Source organism: Sphingomonas mucosissima, assembly GCF_002197665.1.
Lineage (GTDB): Bacteria > Pseudomonadota > Alphaproteobacteria > Sphingomonadales > Sphingomonadaceae > Sphingomonas > Sphingomonas mucosissima.
Window position 1 is genome coordinate 495,889 of the sequence record NZ_NBBJ01000003.1, and the last position, 17,748, is coordinate 513,636.

The following is a 17,748-nucleotide window of genomic DNA, read 5'->3' on the forward strand; positions in this document are numbered from 1 at the left end:
CAAACCTGCTGCCTTTCCGCTGCGGCCGGCCGACGCGATGGCGATCAGTGCGATCTCGGGCCATTCAGACACCGGCGACAGTACCGCTGACACGCACTGTGGTCCGCGCGACCGTCGCCGACGGCCTTGACGGTGATCGCGCGCGGATCGTCCGGCTGGGTCAGATAGACTGAAGTGGGCTTCGCCGAAGCAAGCGCAGGGATCAGCACCGCCGCAGCGTTGCCGCCCAGAACACCTTCATGTTTCAACCTCCGCTGCCATGTGGCTCGACGTGTAGCGGGACAATGCGCCGCCACCACCCACTACCAAGGTCTTGCTAGCCACGCCCGGTCGCCCGCGGAATGATGGCGTGGTGACTCGCGTGGCCGGGTCGAGGGCTGAAGCGGGACGAGGAGCAGGATCAATGCCGCACCGCATCACCGCGGCACTTCTGCTGCTCGCGAGTTCGCTCGCCAGCGGATGTGCTTGGGCGCAGGTGGCAGAAGTGGCCGCGCCGACGATTCCGCTCTGGCCAGAACGCGCGCCATGTTCGGAGAGCCGGCGCGACGAGGCCGAGCGGGTCGAGAACAGCTACATCAGCAACGTCCATGCTCCGTCGCTGACCGTGCTGCGCGCGGACCCGAGCCATACCAACGGTGCCGCGTTGATCGTGGTGCCCGGCGGCGGCCACCGCATGCTGGTGTGGAACAACGAAGGGCTGGGCCCTGCGCGGGCGCTCAACCGCTACGGTGTGACCACCTTCGTCCTGAAGTACCGGCTCGCCGGCGATCCGGGCTCGGGTTACTCTATCAAGCGTGACGCCGCAGCCAACCTTGCCCGCGCCGTCCGCCGGGCCCGGGCGCATGCGCGGGACTATGGCGTTGACCCGGCGCGGACCGGCGTCATTGGGTTTTCCGCGGCCGGCAAACTGGTGTCGCTGGTCGCCAACAATCCCCTGCCCGACCGGCCCAACCGTGACGCGGTGGACCGCGTGAGCGCCCGTCCCGATTTCCAGGTCCTGATCTATCCCGGCCAGCTGGGCACGCCCGCCAAAGCACCGAGCAAGGCGCCACCGGCGTTCATCGCGGCAGGCACGCTGGATGAATGTTGCGCGCTGCCAGCCATGGCGCTGTACTCGCAACTGCGTGCGGCGGGCGTTCCGGCCGAGTTGCACATGTACGCGGACTCCGGGCACGCCTTCAACAACGGCGCGCGATCGGAACGCATCTCCATCCTGCACTGGCCCGATCGCCTGGCCGACTGGCTAAGCGATGGCGGCTGGGTCCGTCCTCGCGTGCCGAGCCGGGAATCATGAGGGCAGTGTCATGAACCTGGTGCGGCCCGGTTTCCCGATGACCACGCCTGCGCACGCCCGTGCGGCGGCCTGCCGGCTCGATACCAACCTTCATCGCATAACAAAGGCACGAGATCATGAGCACTAAGGTTGCGCGCCTGTTCGTGGGCTTGCCGCTGCTGGCACTGTTGGTGGGCGCTGCCTCCGACGATCCGAAGCTCAAGCTTAGTCCCAAAGGATATCTGACGGAACCGGGGCTGGACGTCATCGTGTTCGACGACATCTACCCGGACGGACACCAGACCGGCGTTACAATCATTCAGCACGGCACCCGCGTCGCGGCAAACGGCGACCTCAGGCTGGAACCGGAGCCGGGCCAATGGTCCCCCATGCCGGCCTCGGCAGGCAAGCGCGTGATCGACCCGACAACGGGAACCATCACCCAGGCGCTGACCTATCCGGATGCCGCGAAGAACCGGAAGGGGTTCAATCCGATCTTCTACCCGGACCTGAAGCTCGACTACCGCGTGCGCGTGACTCCGGCGGGCGGCAACAGCTTCCGCATTTCGGTCGACCTCGACCAGCCGATCCCGCGCGACCGGGTTGGACGGATCGGCTTCAACCTGGAGCTGTTCCCGACCCTGTTGTTCGGCAAGGGCTGGACGCTCGACCACCAGACCGGCATCTTCCCGCGCCAGCCCGACGGCCCGGTTGACCGGTCCAGCGACGCCGGATTCGAGGTACCGCGCACCGCGCAGCCCAACGGTCCGGTGCAGTCGCCCAACGGTCAGGCGCTGGCCCGCCCGCTGGCCCGCGGCCGCACCCTTATCGTGGCGCCGGAGGAGGACCGCCAACGCATCCGGATCGAAAGCCGCAACGGCGAGCTCGAACTGCTCGACGGTCGCTCGGCGCACAACAATGGCTGGTACATCGTGCGGCAGGCTGTGGCGGCCGGGGCGACCCGCGGCGCGGTGGAATGGATCGTCACGCCCAACGTGGTGCCGAACTGGCGCTATCAACCCGCCATCCAGGTTTCGCAGATCGGCTATGCCCCGGCTCAGCCCAAGCTTGCCGTGATCGAGCTCGATCCTGCCGACCCGACCGACGCCCCGGCCCAGCTGTTCCGCGTCACCGCGGACGGACGGCGCGAGGTGATGCGTGCCGCGCCCCAGCGCTGGGGCGACTTCCTGCGTTATCGCTACCTGCAATTCGATTTCAGCCGCGTGACCGAACCGGGCATGTACCAGGTCGGCTATCGAGGTCAGATCTCGCATCCCTTCCGCATCGATGCGCAAGTCTATGCCCGGCACGCCTGGCAGCCGACGCTGGAATATTTCCTGCCCATCCAGATGTGCCACATGCTGGTGCGCGAGAAGTACCGTGTCTGGCACGGCCGCGATCATCTGGACGATGCGCGAATGGCGCCGATCAACCTCAACCACTTCGATGGCTATGCGCAAGGTCCCTTGACGCTGACTAAGTTCCAGCCGGGACAGTCGGTGCCGGGGCTCGACGCGGGTGGCTGGCACGATGCCGGCGACGATGATCTGCGCGTCGAATCGCAGATCGGCGAGGTGTGGATCTTGTCCAAGATGGTCGAGGAGTTCGGGCTGGACTACGACGCCACCCGCATCGATCAGCAGAGGAAACTGGTCGAGATCCGGGATCCCGACGGCAAGAACGACGCGATCCAGCAGATCGAGCACGGCCTTCTTAGCGTGCTCGGCGGCTATCGCGCGATGGGACGCCTGTATCGCGGCATCATCACTCCCACGCTGCGGCAATATGCGATGCTCGGCGATACGGTGAACGTGACCGACAACCAGCCCGGTCACGGCGGCGAGGAGCTGGGCATGGATGCCAATGGCACGCCCGTCACCGCGGACGATCGCTGGGTGTTCACCGAAGATAACCCCGACCGCGAGCTCGATACCGCCGCGGGCTTGGCGGCCTCGGCGCGTGTGCTGCGGGCGAGCAACCCTACCCTTTCCGCCGAGGCGCTCGCGGCCGCCCGCGCGCTGACCGCAAAGGGTGCCACGAGGGCCAAGCTCGTGCCCCACGTCTTTGCGCTCGCCGAGCTGCTCCAGACAACGGGCGAGCGTGGCTATGCCGATCAACTGGCGGTGCTGGAGCCCGAGATCCTGAAGGATGTCGAGCACACGGCGTGGATGCTCCATTCGGTGCAATCCCGTCTTCCCCGCGGCTTTCGCGAACGGCTGGCAAAGGCAGTCGCAGCCTATCAGGCGACAGTCGCCGCTGACGCACGCACCGACTCCCCTTACGGCGTACCGTACAAGCCGGAGATCTGGGGAGCAGGCTGGCAGATCCAGGAGCGCGGCGTCCGCCAGTATTTCTTCCACAAGGGCTGGCCAGGGTTCACGAGCACCGACAGCTACGTCAACGCGCTGAACTTCGTGCTGGGCGTCCACCCGGGCGAGAACACCTCAAGCTTCGTGTCGGGCGTGGGCTCGCGATCGGCGACCACCGCTTACGGCCTCAATCGCGCGGACTGGAGCTACATCCCCGGCGGCGTGATCTCGGGCACCAACCTGATCCGCCCCGACCTGCCCGAGCTTAAGGTCTGGCCCTATTTCTGGCAGCAGACCGAATATGTGTTGGGCGGCGGCGCGACCAACTACATGTTCCTCGCCCTCGCGGCCGACCGGCTCTATCGCGGTCCAGCCAAGTGAGGACTGCCATTGCGCTGGCCGTGTTAATGGGGTCCGCCGGCTCGGCGCAGCTGCCCGCGGACGAAGCGGCGATCCAGGGATACTCGTTGCGCAATGCGGCAGGCATGACCGTCCGCTTCCTCGATTACGGAGCCACGATCACCGCGATCAACGTGCCCGACCGCGCGGGAAGGACGGCGAACGTGGTGCTCGGATACGGCTCCGCCGCCGAATACCGTGCGAAGAACGTCAAGAACCGCTTCGGGGCGACGATCGGGCGGTATGCCGGGCGGATCGCCAATGCCCGCTTCTCGCTGGACGGGCAGACCTATCGGCTGACGCCGAACTCCGGCGTTCACGCGCTTCATGGCGGCGCGGCGCCGGGGTTGGACACACGCCGCTGGCACGTGCGCCGCTTCCGCGAAGGAGCGATCGATGCCGCCACGCTGACCCTGCTCAGCCCCGATGCCGACCAGGGCTTTCCCGGTGAGCTGACCGTGACGATCACCTATCGCCTGCTGCCCGACAACGCGCTGCGGATCGACTATGCGGCGCGCACGACCAGGCCGACGGTGCTCAACCTCACCAATCACAGCTATTTCAATCTGGCGGGCCATGGCTCCGTCACCGCGCAGCGTTTGCGGATCGCCGCCACCCGCTGGGTGGAGACGGACAGCGACGGAATCCCCACCGGGCGCCTTGCTCCCGTCGCGCACACTCCGCTGGACTTCCGCACGGAGCACGCCATCGGTGAACGGATCAACCACAAGGGTCCGCCGATGAGCGGACCGGGCGGCTACAACCATGCATGGGCGGTCGCGCCCGCCATGCGCGCATCGCCTCGCCCGGTCTTGTGGATGCGCGATCCCGCTTCCGGCCGCACACTCCGCGTCGACACGACCGAACCTTCGGTGCAGCTGTACACGGGCGATTATATCGACGGCCTCGATGTCGATGCGAAAGGTCGGCCGATACGGCCACGCGACGGGATCGCCATCGAACCGCAAGGGCTCGCAGACGCCCCCAACCGCCCCAGCTTCCCCTCCACTCGCCTGAACCCGGGGCAGGAGTTCAGGTCGACGACGATCTATCGTTTCGGCGCAGATGGCCGCAGTTGAGCCTTGACCCGGCGGATCGTCGGGCGAGTACGGTGTATGGGTTTGAACGGAAGATGACATGCGCGCTCTGACGATCCTTGCCATCATGATTTCGGCCACATCGGCCTTCGCTCAATCCCCTGGCGATAGGTCCCGTGCCACGACCGACACGGGCATCGTCGCGGGTAGCAGTGCCGACGGCGTGACATCGTTCAAGGGCATCCCCTTCGCCTCGCCTCCGGTCGGCCCGTTGCGCTGGCGTGCTCCACAGCCCGCCGCCAGGTGGACGGGGGAGCGTGACGGGACCCGCTACGGCCATGATTGCATGCAGCTGCCGTTCCCGAGCGACGCCGCCCCCCTGGGAACGGCCCCCGCCGAGGACTGCCTCTACATGAACGTATGGGCGCCCGCCGGCGCCAAGGGGAAGGCGAAGCTGCCGGTGATGGTGTGGATCTATGGCGGCGGGTTCGTCAATGGCGGCTCTTCACCCCCCACCTATTCGGGTGCCGAGCTCGCCAAGCAGGGCATCATGGTCGTCAGCTTCAACTATCGGCTAGGCCGGTTCGGCACGTTCGCCCATCCGCAGCTGACCAAGTCCGATCCGGACGCCGGGTTGCTGGCGAACTACGGCTATATGGACCAGCTGGCCGCCTTGCGCTGGGTACGGCGCAACATTGCGGCGTTCGGCGGCGATCCGGCCAACTTGACGATCATCGGCGAAAGCGCCGGCGGGATGTCGGTTCATGCCCTCCTCACCTCTCCTCACGCAACCGGCCTGTTCCACAAGGCGGTGATCCTGTCCGGCGGGCCTGCCACCAACCCTCCTCCAACCCTCCAGAACGCGGAAGACATCGGCGTCGCGTTTGCGCGCTCGAAAGGGATCGAACCCAATGATCCGCATGCCTTGGCACGGCTTCGTGCGCTGCCCGCCGACCAGGTGGTCGGCGGGCTGAATCTCGCCGCCATGGGCACGCCGCCGGGGCAGCCCAAGACCTTCAGCGGCCCGATCGCCGATGGAACGATCGCGGTAGATCCGCTCGCCGCTTACCGAAGTGGTCGGTTCAGCAAGGTGCCGGTGATGCTCGGCGCGACCAGCGCCGATATCGGCGGCCCAACGGGCTATATGATCACCGGCGCACGCACCATGGCAGCGCTGCTCGCGGCAAAGGGCGTGCCGGCCTATCACTACATGTTCTCATACGTCGCCACGTCCGCCCGCGCCCAGGGCAAGGTCGGAGCGGGTCATGCCACCGATATCCCGTTCTTTTTCAACACCGCCCACATCAAGTACGGCGCGGAAACCACCGCAGCCGACCGTGCCGCGGCCCGCACGGCGAGCCGCTATCTGGTCAACTTCGTGAAGCATGGCGATCCCGCCGGCGCTGGACTGCCGGCATGGCCGAGATCCTCCACAGCTCGGCCTACGATGCTGGACCTCGACGCAAATGGTGGCGCTCAACTTCTGCCGCATTGAAGGAGCGCGTGCCGTGGTGCAGGTCGATCTCGCAACCCGCAAGCGCACCGTGCTGACCGATCGTTTCGAGGGCAAGCGCTTGAACAGCGTCAACGATCTGGTCGTCGCGACCGACGGCGCGATCTACTTCACCGATCCGCCTAATGGGCTGGAAGGGGGGCCATGCCTCTCCGTTGCGCAAGCAAGCGGTGAACGGGGTGTACCGGCGGGCGCCCGACGGACGTATCAAGCTGCTCGACGGCAGTCACAAGCGGCCGAACAGCATCGGCCTGTCTCCCGACGGGCGCACGCTGTACCTGTTGCTGTCGGACGAGGCTCAGCCGAAAGTGCTTGCCTATGCACTCGACGCCGGCGGCATGCCGACCGCAAGCCGGGTGTTCTGCGACATGCGGCCGCAATTCGCGCGAGGTTGGCCGGGCCTGCCGGACGGAATGGAGGTGGCTGCGTCAGGCCTGGTCTTTGCGAGCGGGCCGGGCGGGATACACGTGCTTGCGCCCGGTGGACGGCTGCTGGGCATCGCCTCGACCGGTAAGGCGATCGCCAACGGCTGTATCGGTGAAGGCGGAAGAAGCCTGTTCCTAACGTCCTCCGACACGCTCTGCCGCATCAGCCTGCGCGGCTAGCGAGGAAGGAGCAGGCAGGCAGCGCTGCACCGCCTACGGCTTGCTCGATCCGAGGGGTTCTACCTGAACTAACGTCCGCTGATGCCGGTTGCCGCTCGGAAGCTGCCATTCCGCTTTCCACCCGCCTTCGGCCATGCCGCTGTTGCACAAGCCGCGACATACGCGACTTCGAAGTCACCACATTCGCGACACGGCTATGTCGGCTTCGCCCATTTGCAGACGCTCAGCGCCTCATCTGCAGGTCACTGGATCTTATGGAGACTAACCCGATTGATCTTCCTCCGGCTCATCTCCTCGACGACCAGTCGATAGCCCTTTCGCTCCAGCGTTGCTCCCTTATCCGGGATCATTCCGTTTGCAGCAAGGAACAGGCCCGCGACGGTCACAACGCCAGGCTGCTCCAGATCAATTGCGAAATCCTCCCGCAGCTCGGCCAGTGTCACCTCGCCGTCAAGCTGGAAGCTGCCGTCCGACAGCTTGCGGATCCAGTCGGACGCGGGGTTCTCGTCCTCGTCGATCAGGTCCTCAACCAAGTCATCCATCGTCACCATGCCCAGTGTACCGCCGAACTCATCGACGACCAGCGCGGCATGGACACGCTGCTTCTTGAACAACGCCATCAACATCGTCGCTGATGTAGTTGCCGCAACGCGCGCCAAGGGGCGGGCAATCACGCGAACATCGAAATCACCGCCGCGCAGATGAGCGCGAATGAAATCCTTGACGTGCAGCACGCCGATAACGTCATCGAGCGACCCGCCATAGACCGGATAGCGGGTCTGAGTATTGGCACCGATCTTAGCTGCGATCGTCGCAGCATCGGAGCCCAGCTCGACGGCGACAATCCGCGCGCGTGACGTCATCAACTCCTCAGCAGTTCGATCTTCCATTTCGAAGATATTGCCGATTAGCATCCGTTGCGCCCTGTCGAACTGGCCGCTAGCGGCGACTTCTTCGGTTGCGATCGCCAGTTCCTGTGCGGTGTAGAGCGTTGATGACCTACCGGGATCCTTGATGCCCAGAATTCTCATGAGGGCGAAAGCGATCTGGTTCAGCACGTATACCATTGGCCGGAAAACGAAGCCGAAGGCCCGCATGGCCGGATTAACCGAGATAATAACCGATTCCGGCACCTGCAGCGCCAGCGCCTTCGGGATCATCTCACCCAAAACGACGTGAAGGTAAGTTATACCCCCCAACGCGATGACGAATGCGACGCCATGCGATTGGTCCTCAATGAGACCCCAGCCTTCGAGCGTCGGGTATAACCACGCCGCCACCGCCGGTTCGCCGTACATGCCCAGCCCAATGCTGGCGAGCGTGATGCCAAGCTGTGCGACCGCGATATAGGCATCTTTGCCTGCTTCACGATCGAACACGCCGACCAGCCAGCGCGCCGCGCCGCTCCCGCCCTGCGCAAACGTTTCCAATCGACTACGGCGCGCGCCCACCAACGCGAATTCGGCTGCCACGAACACCCCGTTCACAAGAACGAGGACTAAGATCGCTGCAATCGGGATCAGGTATTCGCTCATACCTCTTCGTCCGGAGCGGTTGCGATTACCAACACGCGCTGAACGGCGTGGCGGTCCATTGCCTCCACCTTCAGCCGGTATGGAGTACCCTGCACCACCACCTCGTCACCGGCCGCTGGCAGGCGCCCGAGCTCATGCCACACCAACCCACCGATTGTGTCGGCCCGGTCATCAGGCAGGGAAAGTCGATGACGGTCAGCCAACGTGGATAGCGACATGTCGCCGCGCACGCTGAGCGCGTCGCCGCGGTCAATCACCGGGTCCTCCTCCTCGTCGAACTCGTCCTGCAACTCGCCGAACACTTCCTCGAGCGCGTCCTCCAGCGTCACCAACCCGGCAACGCTGCCATATTCGTTGATGACGATCGCGCTACGTCGTTTTGCGGTACGTAGGGTTTCCCATAACCGCGGCACGGTCATCAGTTCCGCAACGACCAACGGATCGCGCCGGATCGTGTCGACGCTGGCACTGGCATTGCTCTGGGCAGCGGTAAACAGCTGGCGCAGATGGACGATACCGGTGATATCATCCGCATCTTCACCGGTTACGGGAAAGCGCGAATACGGCAACTCAGCGACACGGGCGAGTGCGGCACCAACCGTTTCGCTCGCAGCGACCGTCGCCATGCGTGTGCGGGGCGTCATGATCTCCCGCACGAGCTTGTCGTCGATGCTCAGCGCTCCGGCCAGCATATCCCGCTCTTCGGCATCGATCAGGCCGCCCGCTGCGCTTTCGCGGTACAGCCCTTCCAACTCATCCGGCGAGTGGATGTGCATGTGGCTGTGGTCGGAATGTAGCCGAAACAGCCGCATCAGTGCGAAGGCAGTGCCGTTAAAAACGAAGATCAACGGACGGAACAGCAGCAGGCTGATCCGCATGGGCACCATCGTCGCCATTGACAGTCTTTCGGGATAACGAAGCGCGACGGTCTTCGGCAGCAGTTCGCCCAGGACGACCTGCAGCACCGTGACCAGCAACAGCACAACGACGACCGCCGCCGCCTGCCCACCCACCGCACCCAGATAGGGCACGAGAATGGGCGTCAGCGCTGCCTGTCCATAGGCACCTGCAATTAGGCTGCTCAGCGTGATGCCTACCTGGCATCCGGCGACATAGTAATCGAGGCGCTTGGGATCACGTAGAATGGCCAACAAGTCGCCGGCCGTCTTATTTCCCGCTTCCGCCGACTCTTGCACTCGAGACTTGCGCGCGCCCACGGTCGCGAATTCGGCAGCAACATATAGGGCGTTAATGGCGACCATCAGCATGATGATGCCCAGTGGAACGACCACAGTGGTAATTGGCGTGCCGATCAAAATAGCGGTGGATAGAGCGGAATTATCTAGCACTCAGGCGACAGCCTAACAACAAGAACGAGATCGCGAAACGCCTATCGCAGAGGATCGTGTGAGCAGAGCTTTACGCCCACGTAACGACTGACCGCCCGATCGATCAGTGCGGGAAGCCGTCCGTTCGTCCAAGCCCCTGTGCTAAGGCGGACCGGCTGCTTCACCAGATTGTGCCATCATTCGAGCGCCTCAACGCCTCAGCACGGGATCCGAGGCCTTCTGCCGGATATGACGCTGTCACTCCAGGACGTGCCTATGGCGCGACCACCATTGTTTGGCATCACAGTGTCGCAGAATTGCGGACTTACGCGGCACCAGAAAATCAGCACTATTGCGACAACGCCGCTCAATTCCTGGCCTGACGCATCCTGCCGATGCGCTGAGAGTGGATGCGATCTGGTTGATCGCACGAGGCCGCCTGGATCGCTGGTCAGTGCGCAGTATCAGACTTGCGATCTGAGAAACCGCAGCAGCGCTGCATTAAAGGCATTAGGCGCTTCGAGTTGCGGCCAATGTCCTACGCCCTTCATCGCGAGGAAGCCTCGGAGTCCCGGCAAGGTTTGACGGAGCGACGCCTCGGTCGGGTTGCGCACGGCATTTAGGCCGTCGGCCTCGCCGGTGAGAAAGAAGCTCGGCTGCTTAATCACGCAGCCCGCGAATGCGCGGTTGGCGACGGCAAAGAAGGTGTCGATCGCCCGATAGTAGTTCAGCGGCGCATGGAAGCCCGTTCGGCCGAATGCCTCCACCATTTCGTCGACATAGGCGGGGTCGATGGTCGTGGGAGCTCCCGGGGCGGGACGGAGCATGTGCCGGGCCGGATCGAACGGATCCCACCGCGCATCCTTCGGTGCCTCCCCCGACAGCCAATATAGGCTGGCGGGGATGCTGTGTGCCGCGTCCGCCCACTTCGCGTCGGCTTCAGTGGTCATCTGGTCGAACATGTAGAAACCGTCGGCACCTGCGGCGCGAAGCTGGTCGAGGAAGCTCGGGCCGCCGGGCTGGAGAAAGGGGACGCTGACGCCGAACACGGCTGCGATCCGATCGGCACGCATCATTGCCGCGTTCCACGCGACATTGGCGCCGAAATCATGCCCTACAAGGATCGCGCTGCCGACCTGAAAATGATCAAGTACGGCGATCACGTCGCCGACCGTGTGGAAAGGCGTATACAGGTTGGCATCACTCGGAGCGTCGCTGTCGCCATAGCCGCGCATGTCGAACGCGATGGCATGGAAGCCGGCGTCCGCGGTCGCCTGCATGGTCCGGCGCCAGCTCGCCCATGTCGTCGGAAAGCCGTGACAGAAGACGACTGCGGGGCCGCTTCCCTGCTCGACGACGTGGAGACGGATGCCGCCGGCATCGACAGAATGGTGATTGGGATCGATCATGATCAACGTCATCCCACGGCCGAAGCTGGTGGTCAATACGATCGTATTACGATACGAAGGGGGTATGTCACAGCCTCTAGTGCCTACCCAGCGCGATCTTCTGGTCGAAACCGGCGCCCGCATCTTCCACGAGCGCGGCTATACGGCGACCGGGGTGCGCCAAGTTGCCGCGGCCGCAGACGTGCCTCTGGGCTCTTTCACCAACCACTTCCGATCCAAGGAACGGTTCGCTCTCGTCGTGCTGGAGCATTATGTCGCCCGCCTGGACGGGATCATGGACGCGACGCTGCACGATGCTTCGCAGCCGCCAGCAGGCCGCATTCAAGCCTATTTCGATGCCATCGGATATGCGCTCGGCGAACATAACTGGGGCGTCGGCTGCCTGATTCCGGACTTGGCGACAGAGACGCCGGCGCATAGCGAGTTGCTTCGTGGCGCTCTGGTTCAGGTACTGGAGCGGCAAACTACTGCCTTCGCCGGGGTCTTGCACGAAATGGCACAACCCGGCGACGCTGACGATCTCGCAGCCGTGCTGCTCGCGGCATGGCATGGGACCTTGCTACGCATGAAGGTGGAACGTTCCAGCGTGCCTCTCGCGCGGTTCAGGCGAACGCTCCACCGCCTTCTCTTGGCGTAGCAATCACCGCTTTCCGTCTATGGCCGCTCTCACCGTCCCGTGTCGCGAAAGCCGGGACATACGCGATGTCCGAAACTCAGCAATTTCGCGACAGGTCATTGGTCTGAGGCCCGGTCGTTCAACCAGTGCGCGGCCTCTGCGTCTGTCACAGATGATGGGCGACGCCAGCAGCTTTGCGACGTCAGGCAGCCTCGGTGATCCGAGGGGATTGGCCGTCCAGCAGCATGTACGCTGCATTGAAATTGCCGATTTTAGCCAGTTGATCCCAGTCGTGGATTGTGACCGTGCCCGAGCGCAATTCCACTGCGGATCGCATCCTCAGCTCTTTCAGGGTGCGGTTGACATGAACGCCGGTCATGCCGGTCGCGTCCGCGAGATCGGTTTGGGTGATCGGCAGTGAAAAGGAGAGCCGGTGGCCTTGGCCCGCCTGCTCGCACCTGATCGCCATTTCGCAGAACAAATGTGCCACGCGAGACATAGCATCTCTGCGACCGACGTTGACCACCCACTCCGAGAACATCGATCCATCCGCCACGCAATCGCGCCACAATGCTTCAGCGACGCCGGGGTGCTTGGCGGCCGCACGACGAAGGTCAGCGTGCCGTATATGCAGGATTGTCGTGCCGCTTAGCGCAGCGAGCGCCACCCCGACTTCGGGCTTACCACCGAAGGCAGATCGGCCATGTCACCAGGAACGTGAAGACAGGTGATCTGTCGAGCCCCGTCGCTATTCTGTCCGAAACGGCCAACGAGGCCTTTGACCACCAGGGAGGAGTGATCGACCCGCTCGCCGAGCCGGACGAAATCGGTGTGCGCGGCAACCCTTTTGATTTGGCCTTTCAGGGCGAGCAACGCACCCACTTCGTCGTCGGTGAGGATCGACCGCGATGCGAGGCGCTTCACAAAGAGCTGAAGGGCGGAGGTTTGTAAGTCGTTCATGCATCTACTCCGCCAAGAGGCGAGAGCGCACAAGTCTCACAGCCACAGACGCCAAAAAGGGTCCTTGGCCTAGGAACCGGCGGAGGGCGAGGGCTTTGCTGGCCCTGCGGCTTCGCCTGCGATTCTCGTCAGTGTCCCGCGCACGTTGTTCGAAAAGGCCATGGCATTCTCGAAGGCTGCCTTCGCGAACTGGCTCTGAACCCGGAGCAAGTCAGCGGGGGACCTAACCTCGGCGAAGCTCCTGGCCATCGCAAATGCATCTTCAAAGTTTTTCCGTTGGTATTCCGTGACCTCCCGCGTCAGGCTCTCGGCGGCCCTTCCAGCGACCTTCGCAGAAGCGACAAAAGCCTCCATATTGTGGGCGCCAAGCTCGGCCACCGCCTTGGCCATTTCCGCTCCGCGCTCGAGGAATTCGGCGGTCCGGGCGCTGGCGGCTTCCGAGGGAGCGCGCCCAGCATCATTGAGGCTCGCCGCGTTTGCACCGGGGCTTTGCTTTGGGTCCTGTTCTGACATCAGTCTCTCCTTTAGTGTTCCATTCGGAAGGGAGGGTGACCTTCCACGCTCCTACGGCACCCGCCGTCCCGAGATTGCGGCGCTGCTGTCCAAACTCGCAGCCATCACTCCAACCTTACGCGTTCCAGTACGGCCCGAACGGCACTAACGAGCGCGTCGGGACGGCTATGGTGGAGCATGTGCCCGACCCCTTCGAGCCGCGTCAGCACGGCGTCGGGCAGCCGATCAGCCACAACCAGGCCTTGACGCAGATCCTCGATGATCAGATCTCCCGTGCCGGTGAGCACCTGGACCGGGGTCCGGACAGCATCCAGATCCACATAGCTGTCGAGCCGCCACGGATGCACTGCGGAAAAGTCCTCGGCATTGGCGATGATGGCAGCCGGATCGAGGATTTGATCCCAGGGATAGTTCGCCTTCCAGGTGTCCGGGGGCTCGTCGGGCGAGAACATAATCCGGTGGTGCGCCTCGAGCATCGGGCGGTCGAAAGCCGGCGCGATGTTCGCCCAGAACGGGCCAACAAACGGCAGTGCGCGTGGCGCGAAAAACGAATGCTCAAGAGGCCGGAACTCAGGAAAGGCGAGCGGCGCGATGAGGACGAGCCCTGCCACTTCGGCCGAGAATTGCTCGGCAAAGGATAGGGCGGAAAGCGCACCAAAGCTGTGCGCGACGAAAACCGGACGGACAACGCCAAGAGCTGTGAGGCCCTCGCGCATGTGCGCCGCCTGGGCGCGTGGCCCACCCTCAAAACGCGGCCTTCGACTCAGACCATGACCAGCGCGGTCGATTGCCGTAACGCGGCCCAGTTCCGCCAAGGCCGCGAATGGCCCATCCAGCCAATCGCGGTGGGTTGCGAATGCTCCGTGCACGAGGACAATGTCCGGACCTGTCCCAGCAGTGAGGGCGTGGAAGGAGCGATCAGGTCCAAGATCGACCGTTCGCGCCTCTTCAACGCTGTGCTTGTTCGACGAAGTGGCCTTGGCGACGACAGCGGCTGCAACAGCTGCAACGCCGAGAACCGACGCTGCCCCCTTCCAGCCAGACGATGCTGTTTCTGGCTTCGCGATCGCGTTGGCCGCTTCGGAACGAGCGGCTGCCGACGCGTGCTCAGCACGGTCTTCAAAGTCGGAACGCTCGTCGGGATCCATGGAGCACCTTCGCGGCAGCAGGACGCCTGTTACGAACGCACAGGACTAACAAAAGGCCCACAGCCACCGTGCTATCTTGCTGCACAAAGCCTTAGCGCGCGCCCGGCGACACCGCGCCGACGACGATCTGCTCGATGCCAGCATTGCGGATCAGGCCGAGGGTGTTGCGCTAGCTCCGCCCGCTTTTGTCGCCGATAGCTGCGGAGTGCAATCCAATCGCAAAAGCGACGATATTCGCGACGTTCGCAAATCAGCACTTTCGCGACAATCTTGGGTGCCACTACCTGCCCAAGTGTGTGGTCCTGTCGGGATTGCGATCAGACGTGCGATCCCAGACTGTCATGTCGATACCCACAAGTGAGGCAGCTGGAACCGAGAGCCGGCAACACCCACTACTCTGCTTCGTTAAGCTAATCCGAACACGAGGACCTGCATGATGAAGCTGCATGAGGATGCATCCTTGCATGGCGACGCGCCGGTGGCCGCCCAGGCGGGAATGATGAATGACCGGCGCGAGCTTGCACTTGTGGCCGTTGAACGCACCCGAATGCCTATGGTCGTCACTGACCCCCGACAACCAGATGCTCCGATCGTGCTGGCCAATCAGGCCTTCCTCGATCTCACGGGTTACTCATCAGAGGAGGTGCTGGGTCGCAACTGCCGCTTCCTTCAAGGGCCGGGAACATCTGCGGATGACGTGGATAAGATCCGCCACGGCCTGGCAGAGGGCAATGACGTTGAGGTCGAGCTGCTGAATTACCGAAAGGACGGATCATCCTTCGTCAACCAGCTTGCGATCAGCCCGGTTTTGGCCGACGATGGTACCCTCCTCTACTATTTCGGTTCACAAAAGGATGTGACAGAGCGGCGCCGAGCGCAGCTTCTCGAAGACACCGAGCGCCGGCTCCTCATGGAAGTCGATCATCGTGCCATGAACGCGATGGCACTCGTGCAGAGCATTGTTCGACTGAGCCGCGGCGACACCCCCGAAGCTTATGCTGCCTCGATCCAAGGCCGCGTCGATGCGCTCGCGTGCGCTCATCGGCTACTTGCCAAGCGAAGCTGGACTGGCGCGCAGCTTGGCGAACTTGTTTCCGTGCTGGTAGCCAGCCGCGGCGATACAGCACGCGTCCGACATGATGGACCGGATGTGCTCCTCGGGCCCCGCTTGGCACAGCCGATTGCGCTCGTCCTTAACGAACTCATGGAAAACGCCCTCACTCACGGTGCCTTGTCGGATACAGAGGGCACGGTTTCGTTACAGTGGCGATGCGACAATGGACGGGCGTCTCTGGAGTGGCGTGAGTGGACCAGCAAAGCGCTCAGCGCGCCCAAACGCCCCGGCTTTGGTATTGGCACTATCAAGGGGGTCATATCACGTCAGCTTGACGGGTCAGTGAAGCTGGATTGGACAGACCGGGGCCTTCATGTTGATCTGGCATTCGACACCGAAGGGTCTGCAACGCAGGTTCTCGATTAAAATGTGCAACTCAGAACATTTGCGAAACGACTCGTCAGCGGCCGGTCCGCTGTCGCCCGAATGACAGTCGTTAGGCTCGAATCGACAACATAGTGGATCGCTGGGCAGGATTTCAGGTTCTACCTGAATCACAACGCCAGGGCCGCTTCGATGAACCTCAACCGAATCATGTTCGCCACGATCTTCGCCTTCGCCTTATCGGACGCTGCCATGGCGCAGGACTACAACTATGTTCCTGGCTGGGCGGATACCTATAACCATAGATATAAAGGCGATAAATCTGGTGAGTGGCCTGCCAAGACGGAGCTATTCGAAAAGCTAGCGTCTGCCGGTCCCGAGGCGCGTTGCACGCTTAGAAACCTGTCCGAGCCAGACGGCAACGTCATCGTAAACCGCTATCGCAGCCTCGGGCGAAAAACGAATGAAGGCGCTGCATTGCGCTGGGCGCACGGACAACTGGCTGCGCACCATCGTCAAATGAAGAGCACTGGAAGGTGCTGAACGCGACTGACCGCGTGTCAACGGTCCCTCAGCAAACAACCCACTGCTGACCATGCGGGCGCGCAGCAGCAAACTAAAAACCGGATCGGCGCGTCCCACTCGCGTCGTCGCTTAACGAAGGTGACCGCATGATGGGTGAGGTACACGCTTGGCTTTACGCCCATGCCCCGCGCTGGACAGTTCTGCGCCCGAGCTGGTTCATGCAGAACCTCACGACCCAGCATCTGTCATCGATCCGGGGCGATGGATGCATCTACTCCGCAACGGCGGACGGGCGCGTACCGTTTATTGATGCCGTCGACATCGCTGCCGTCGCGGTTGAGGCGCTGTGCAATCCGGCGCTGGCGTCGGGCGACCAAGTGCTAACTGGACCCGAGGCTCTCACCTATGACGAGGTGGCGCGCGCAATAAGTCAGGTAATCGATCGCCCTGTGCGACATTGCCGCCTGTCCACGCAGGAACTGGTGGCTCGCTACGAAGCCTCCGGCCTTCCTCATGACTATGCGGTGATGCTTGCCGGCATGGACGAAGCGATTGCGGGTGGCGCTGAGGATCGCATAACCATGGACGTTCAGGAAATAACCGGTCGACCCGCGACATCGCTCGCGAGCTTCCTCGCCTCGCAGCGCGCTACGTTTGAAGGCGTGTAGGTTTTGGGCGCGTTAGATCGCCGCTTTGATCTACGCGACATTTGGCGTTTCGGCATGGCGTCAATGAGCGAACCCCGCTGGTCAAGAGAGGGGCAACTGGCAAAATCCCATGTTGATGCGGATCTCGTTACAGGCCGGAGCGATCTCCATTCTCACGATTAACTGCCCCGGTTCTGTAGCCCGCCACGGCGAAACTCACCTACCTCGGAATAGCATCGTCTTCGGAACAGCTGGCGACGTAGCAAACCGCAGCTATTCGCTGCGGGTTCCTGATAGCTGCCGGGCGGGAGAGTCCCCAGTCTCGGTCGCTCAAGCCGTCGTCCAAGCAAGATCGATGAACAGCGGCTTGCGGGAGCAGGCAGGCCGCGGCTGAACGGCTGAGTTGGGGCGCATAGCTGCCGCGCCGAAGCCGGCCAATTAACGTCTGCTTACCTCGGTTCAGCGCTCCAAAGCGGCCATTCCGGGTCCCACC

At 63.3% G+C, this 17,748-nt stretch carries 16 protein-coding genes; 9 read left to right on the forward strand and 7 right to left on the reverse strand.

The genetic code is table 11. The features are described from left to right. Nucleotides 1-403 precede the first annotated feature (403 nt). The 5 genes from SPMU_RS11855 (at nucleotide 404) to SPMU_RS11875 (ending at nucleotide 7,136) form a co-directional block, all read left to right on the forward strand. Complete coding sequence (locus SPMU_RS11855; RefSeq protein ID WP_088334058.1) at nucleotides 404-1,294, forward strand: alpha/beta hydrolase; 891 nt, start codon at nucleotides 404-406, stop codon at nucleotides 1,292-1,294. Between the two features lie 116 nt (nucleotides 1,295-1,410). Further along, nucleotides 1,411-3,963 carry a cellulase N-terminal Ig-like domain-containing protein gene (locus SPMU_RS11860; protein ID WP_088334059.1) on the forward strand — a complete coding sequence of 851 codons (2,553 nt, stop codon included), beginning with the start codon at nucleotides 1,411-1,413 and terminating at the stop codon, nucleotides 3,961-3,963. 26 nt (nucleotides 3,964-3,989) lie between these two features. Next, the gene (locus tag SPMU_RS11865; protein ID WP_088334060.1) at nucleotides 3,990-5,060 is read left to right on the forward strand and encodes an aldose epimerase family protein; all 1,071 of its coding nucleotides are present in this window, start codon (nucleotides 3,990-3,992) and stop codon (nucleotides 5,058-5,060) included. A 58-nt stretch (nucleotides 5,061-5,118) separates the two neighbouring features. Continuing rightward, entirely contained in the window at nucleotides 5,119-6,513 is a 1,395-nt protein-coding gene (locus SPMU_RS11870) for a carboxylesterase/lipase family protein (RefSeq protein ID WP_088334061.1), read from the forward strand. A gap of 143 nt (nucleotides 6,514-6,656) precedes the next feature. Next, nucleotides 6,657-7,136, forward strand: a complete 480-nt coding sequence (locus tag SPMU_RS11875; protein ID WP_245833186.1) for an SMP-30/gluconolactonase/LRE family protein — start codon at nucleotides 6,657-6,659, stop codon at nucleotides 7,134-7,136. Nucleotides 7,137-7,378: 242 nt separating this feature from the next. Here SPMU_RS11875 and SPMU_RS11880 read toward each other — a convergent pair whose 3' ends face one another. The 3 genes from SPMU_RS11880 to SPMU_RS11890 all read right to left on the reverse strand — a co-directional run bounded on the left by SPMU_RS11880 (nucleotide 7,379) and on the right by SPMU_RS11890 (nucleotide 11,408). Next, nucleotides 7,379-8,671 carry a hemolysin family protein gene (locus SPMU_RS11880; protein WP_088334062.1) on the reverse strand — a complete coding sequence of 431 codons (1,293 nt, stop codon included), beginning with the start codon at nucleotides 8,669-8,671 and terminating at the stop codon, nucleotides 7,379-7,381. Beyond that, nucleotides 8,668-10,020 carry a hemolysin family protein gene (locus tag SPMU_RS11885; RefSeq protein WP_211275783.1) on the reverse strand — a complete coding sequence of 451 codons (1,353 nt, stop codon included), beginning with the start codon at nucleotides 10,018-10,020 and terminating at the stop codon, nucleotides 8,668-8,670. The genes SPMU_RS11880 and SPMU_RS11885 overlap by 4 nt, the downstream gene beginning before the upstream one ends. A 443-nt stretch (nucleotides 10,021-10,463) precedes the next feature. Beyond that, nucleotides 10,464-11,408 carry an alpha/beta fold hydrolase gene (locus tag SPMU_RS11890; RefSeq protein ID WP_088334063.1) on the reverse strand — a complete coding sequence of 315 codons (945 nt, stop codon included), beginning with the start codon at nucleotides 11,406-11,408 and terminating at the stop codon, nucleotides 10,464-10,466. Between SPMU_RS11890 and SPMU_RS11895 the strand changes: the two genes are divergently transcribed. Then, nucleotides 11,407-12,045, forward strand: coding sequence for a TetR/AcrR family transcriptional regulator (locus SPMU_RS11895; protein ID WP_088334064.1), 639 nt, complete (start codon nucleotides 11,407-11,409; stop codon nucleotides 12,043-12,045). The two genes, SPMU_RS11890 and SPMU_RS11895, sit on opposite strands and share 2 nt — an antisense overlap. A 181-nt stretch (nucleotides 12,046-12,226) precedes the next feature. Here the strand turns inward: SPMU_RS11895 and SPMU_RS11900 are convergent, their stop codons facing one another. The 4 genes from SPMU_RS11900 to SPMU_RS11915 form a co-directional block, all read right to left on the reverse strand. Continuing rightward, nucleotides 12,227-12,691: a Crp/Fnr family transcriptional regulator gene (locus tag SPMU_RS11900; RefSeq protein WP_140418466.1), complete on the reverse strand. Its 465-nt coding sequence runs from the start codon at nucleotides 12,689-12,691 to the stop codon at nucleotides 12,227-12,229. Then, complete coding sequence (locus tag SPMU_RS11905) at nucleotides 12,673-12,984, reverse strand: cyclic nucleotide-binding domain-containing protein (RefSeq protein ID WP_088334066.1); 312 nt, start codon at nucleotides 12,982-12,984, stop codon at nucleotides 12,673-12,675. Before SPMU_RS11905 ends, SPMU_RS11900 begins: the two co-directional genes overlap by 19 nt. 69 nt (nucleotides 12,985-13,053) lie before the next feature. Beyond that, a complete protein-coding gene (locus tag SPMU_RS11910) occupies nucleotides 13,054-13,497 on the reverse strand; it encodes a phasin family protein (protein ID WP_088334067.1) in 444 nt (147 codons plus the stop codon). A 104-nt stretch (nucleotides 13,498-13,601) separates the two neighbouring features. Continuing rightward, nucleotides 13,602-14,645: an alpha/beta fold hydrolase gene (locus SPMU_RS11915; RefSeq protein WP_088334068.1), complete on the reverse strand. Its 1,044-nt coding sequence runs from the start codon at nucleotides 14,643-14,645 to the stop codon at nucleotides 13,602-13,604. A gap of 433 nt (nucleotides 14,646-15,078) precedes the next feature. On the opposite strand from SPMU_RS11915, the gene lov reads away from it, so the two are divergent. The 3 genes from lov (at nucleotide 15,079) to SPMU_RS11925 (ending at nucleotide 17,276) form a co-directional block, all read left to right on the forward strand. Continuing rightward, nucleotides 15,079-16,125 carry a blue-light-activated histidine kinase gene (lov, locus tag SPMU_RS11920; RefSeq protein WP_211275784.1) on the forward strand — a complete coding sequence of 349 codons (1,047 nt, stop codon included), beginning with the start codon at nucleotides 15,079-15,081 and terminating at the stop codon, nucleotides 16,123-16,125. A gap of 150 nt (nucleotides 16,126-16,275) precedes the next feature. After that, complete coding sequence (locus tag SPMU_RS16710; protein ID WP_140418467.1) at nucleotides 16,276-16,626, forward strand: hypothetical protein; 351 nt, start codon at nucleotides 16,276-16,278, stop codon at nucleotides 16,624-16,626. A 128-nt stretch (nucleotides 16,627-16,754) separates the two neighbouring features. Beyond that, complete coding sequence (locus SPMU_RS11925; protein WP_140418468.1) at nucleotides 16,755-17,276, forward strand: NmrA family NAD(P)-binding protein; 522 nt, start codon at nucleotides 16,755-16,757, stop codon at nucleotides 17,274-17,276. Nucleotides 17,277-17,748 lie beyond the last annotated feature (472 nt).

Coding starts and splice junctions, on each gene's coding strand:
- SPMU_RS11890 (WP_088334063.1), bottom strand. CDS start 11,408: ATGATCGATCCCAATCACCATTCTGTCGATGCCGGCGGCATCCGTCTC.
- SPMU_RS11880 (WP_088334062.1), bottom strand. CDS start 8,671: ATGAGCGAATACCTGATCCCGATTGCAGCGATCTTAGTCCTCGTTCTT.
- SPMU_RS11865 (WP_088334060.1), top strand. CDS start 3,990: ATGGGGTCCGCCGGCTCGGCGCAGCTGCCCGCGGACGAAGCGGCGATC.
- SPMU_RS11855 (WP_088334058.1), top strand. CDS start 404: ATGCCGCACCGCATCACCGCGGCACTTCTGCTGCTCGCGAGTTCGCTC.
- SPMU_RS11910 (WP_088334067.1), bottom strand. CDS start 13,497: ATGTCAGAACAGGACCCAAAGCAAAGCCCCGGTGCAAACGCGGCGAGC.
- SPMU_RS11860 (WP_088334059.1), top strand. CDS start 1,411: ATGAGCACTAAGGTTGCGCGCCTGTTCGTGGGCTTGCCGCTGCTGGCA.
- SPMU_RS11870 (WP_088334061.1), top strand. CDS start 5,119: ATGCGCGCTCTGACGATCCTTGCCATCATGATTTCGGCCACATCGGCC.
- SPMU_RS11895 (WP_088334064.1), top strand. CDS start 11,407: ATGATCAACGTCATCCCACGGCCGAAGCTGGTGGTCAATACGATCGTA.
- SPMU_RS11915 (WP_088334068.1), bottom strand. CDS start 14,645: ATGGATCCCGACGAGCGTTCCGACTTTGAAGACCGTGCTGAGCACGCG.
- SPMU_RS11905 (WP_088334066.1), bottom strand. CDS start 12,984: ATGAACGACTTACAAACCTCCGCCCTTCAGCTCTTTGTGAAGCGCCTC.
- lov (WP_211275784.1), top strand. CDS start 15,079: ATGATGAAGCTGCATGAGGATGCATCCTTGCATGGCGACGCGCCGGTG.
- SPMU_RS11925 (WP_140418468.1), top strand. CDS start 16,755: ATGATGGGTGAGGTACACGCTTGGCTTTACGCCCATGCCCCGCGCTGG.
- SPMU_RS11875 (WP_245833186.1), top strand. CDS start 6,657: ATGGGCTGGAAGGGGGGCCATGCCTCTCCGTTGCGCAAGCAAGCGGTG.
- SPMU_RS16710 (WP_140418467.1), top strand. CDS start 16,276: ATGAACCTCAACCGAATCATGTTCGCCACGATCTTCGCCTTCGCCTTA.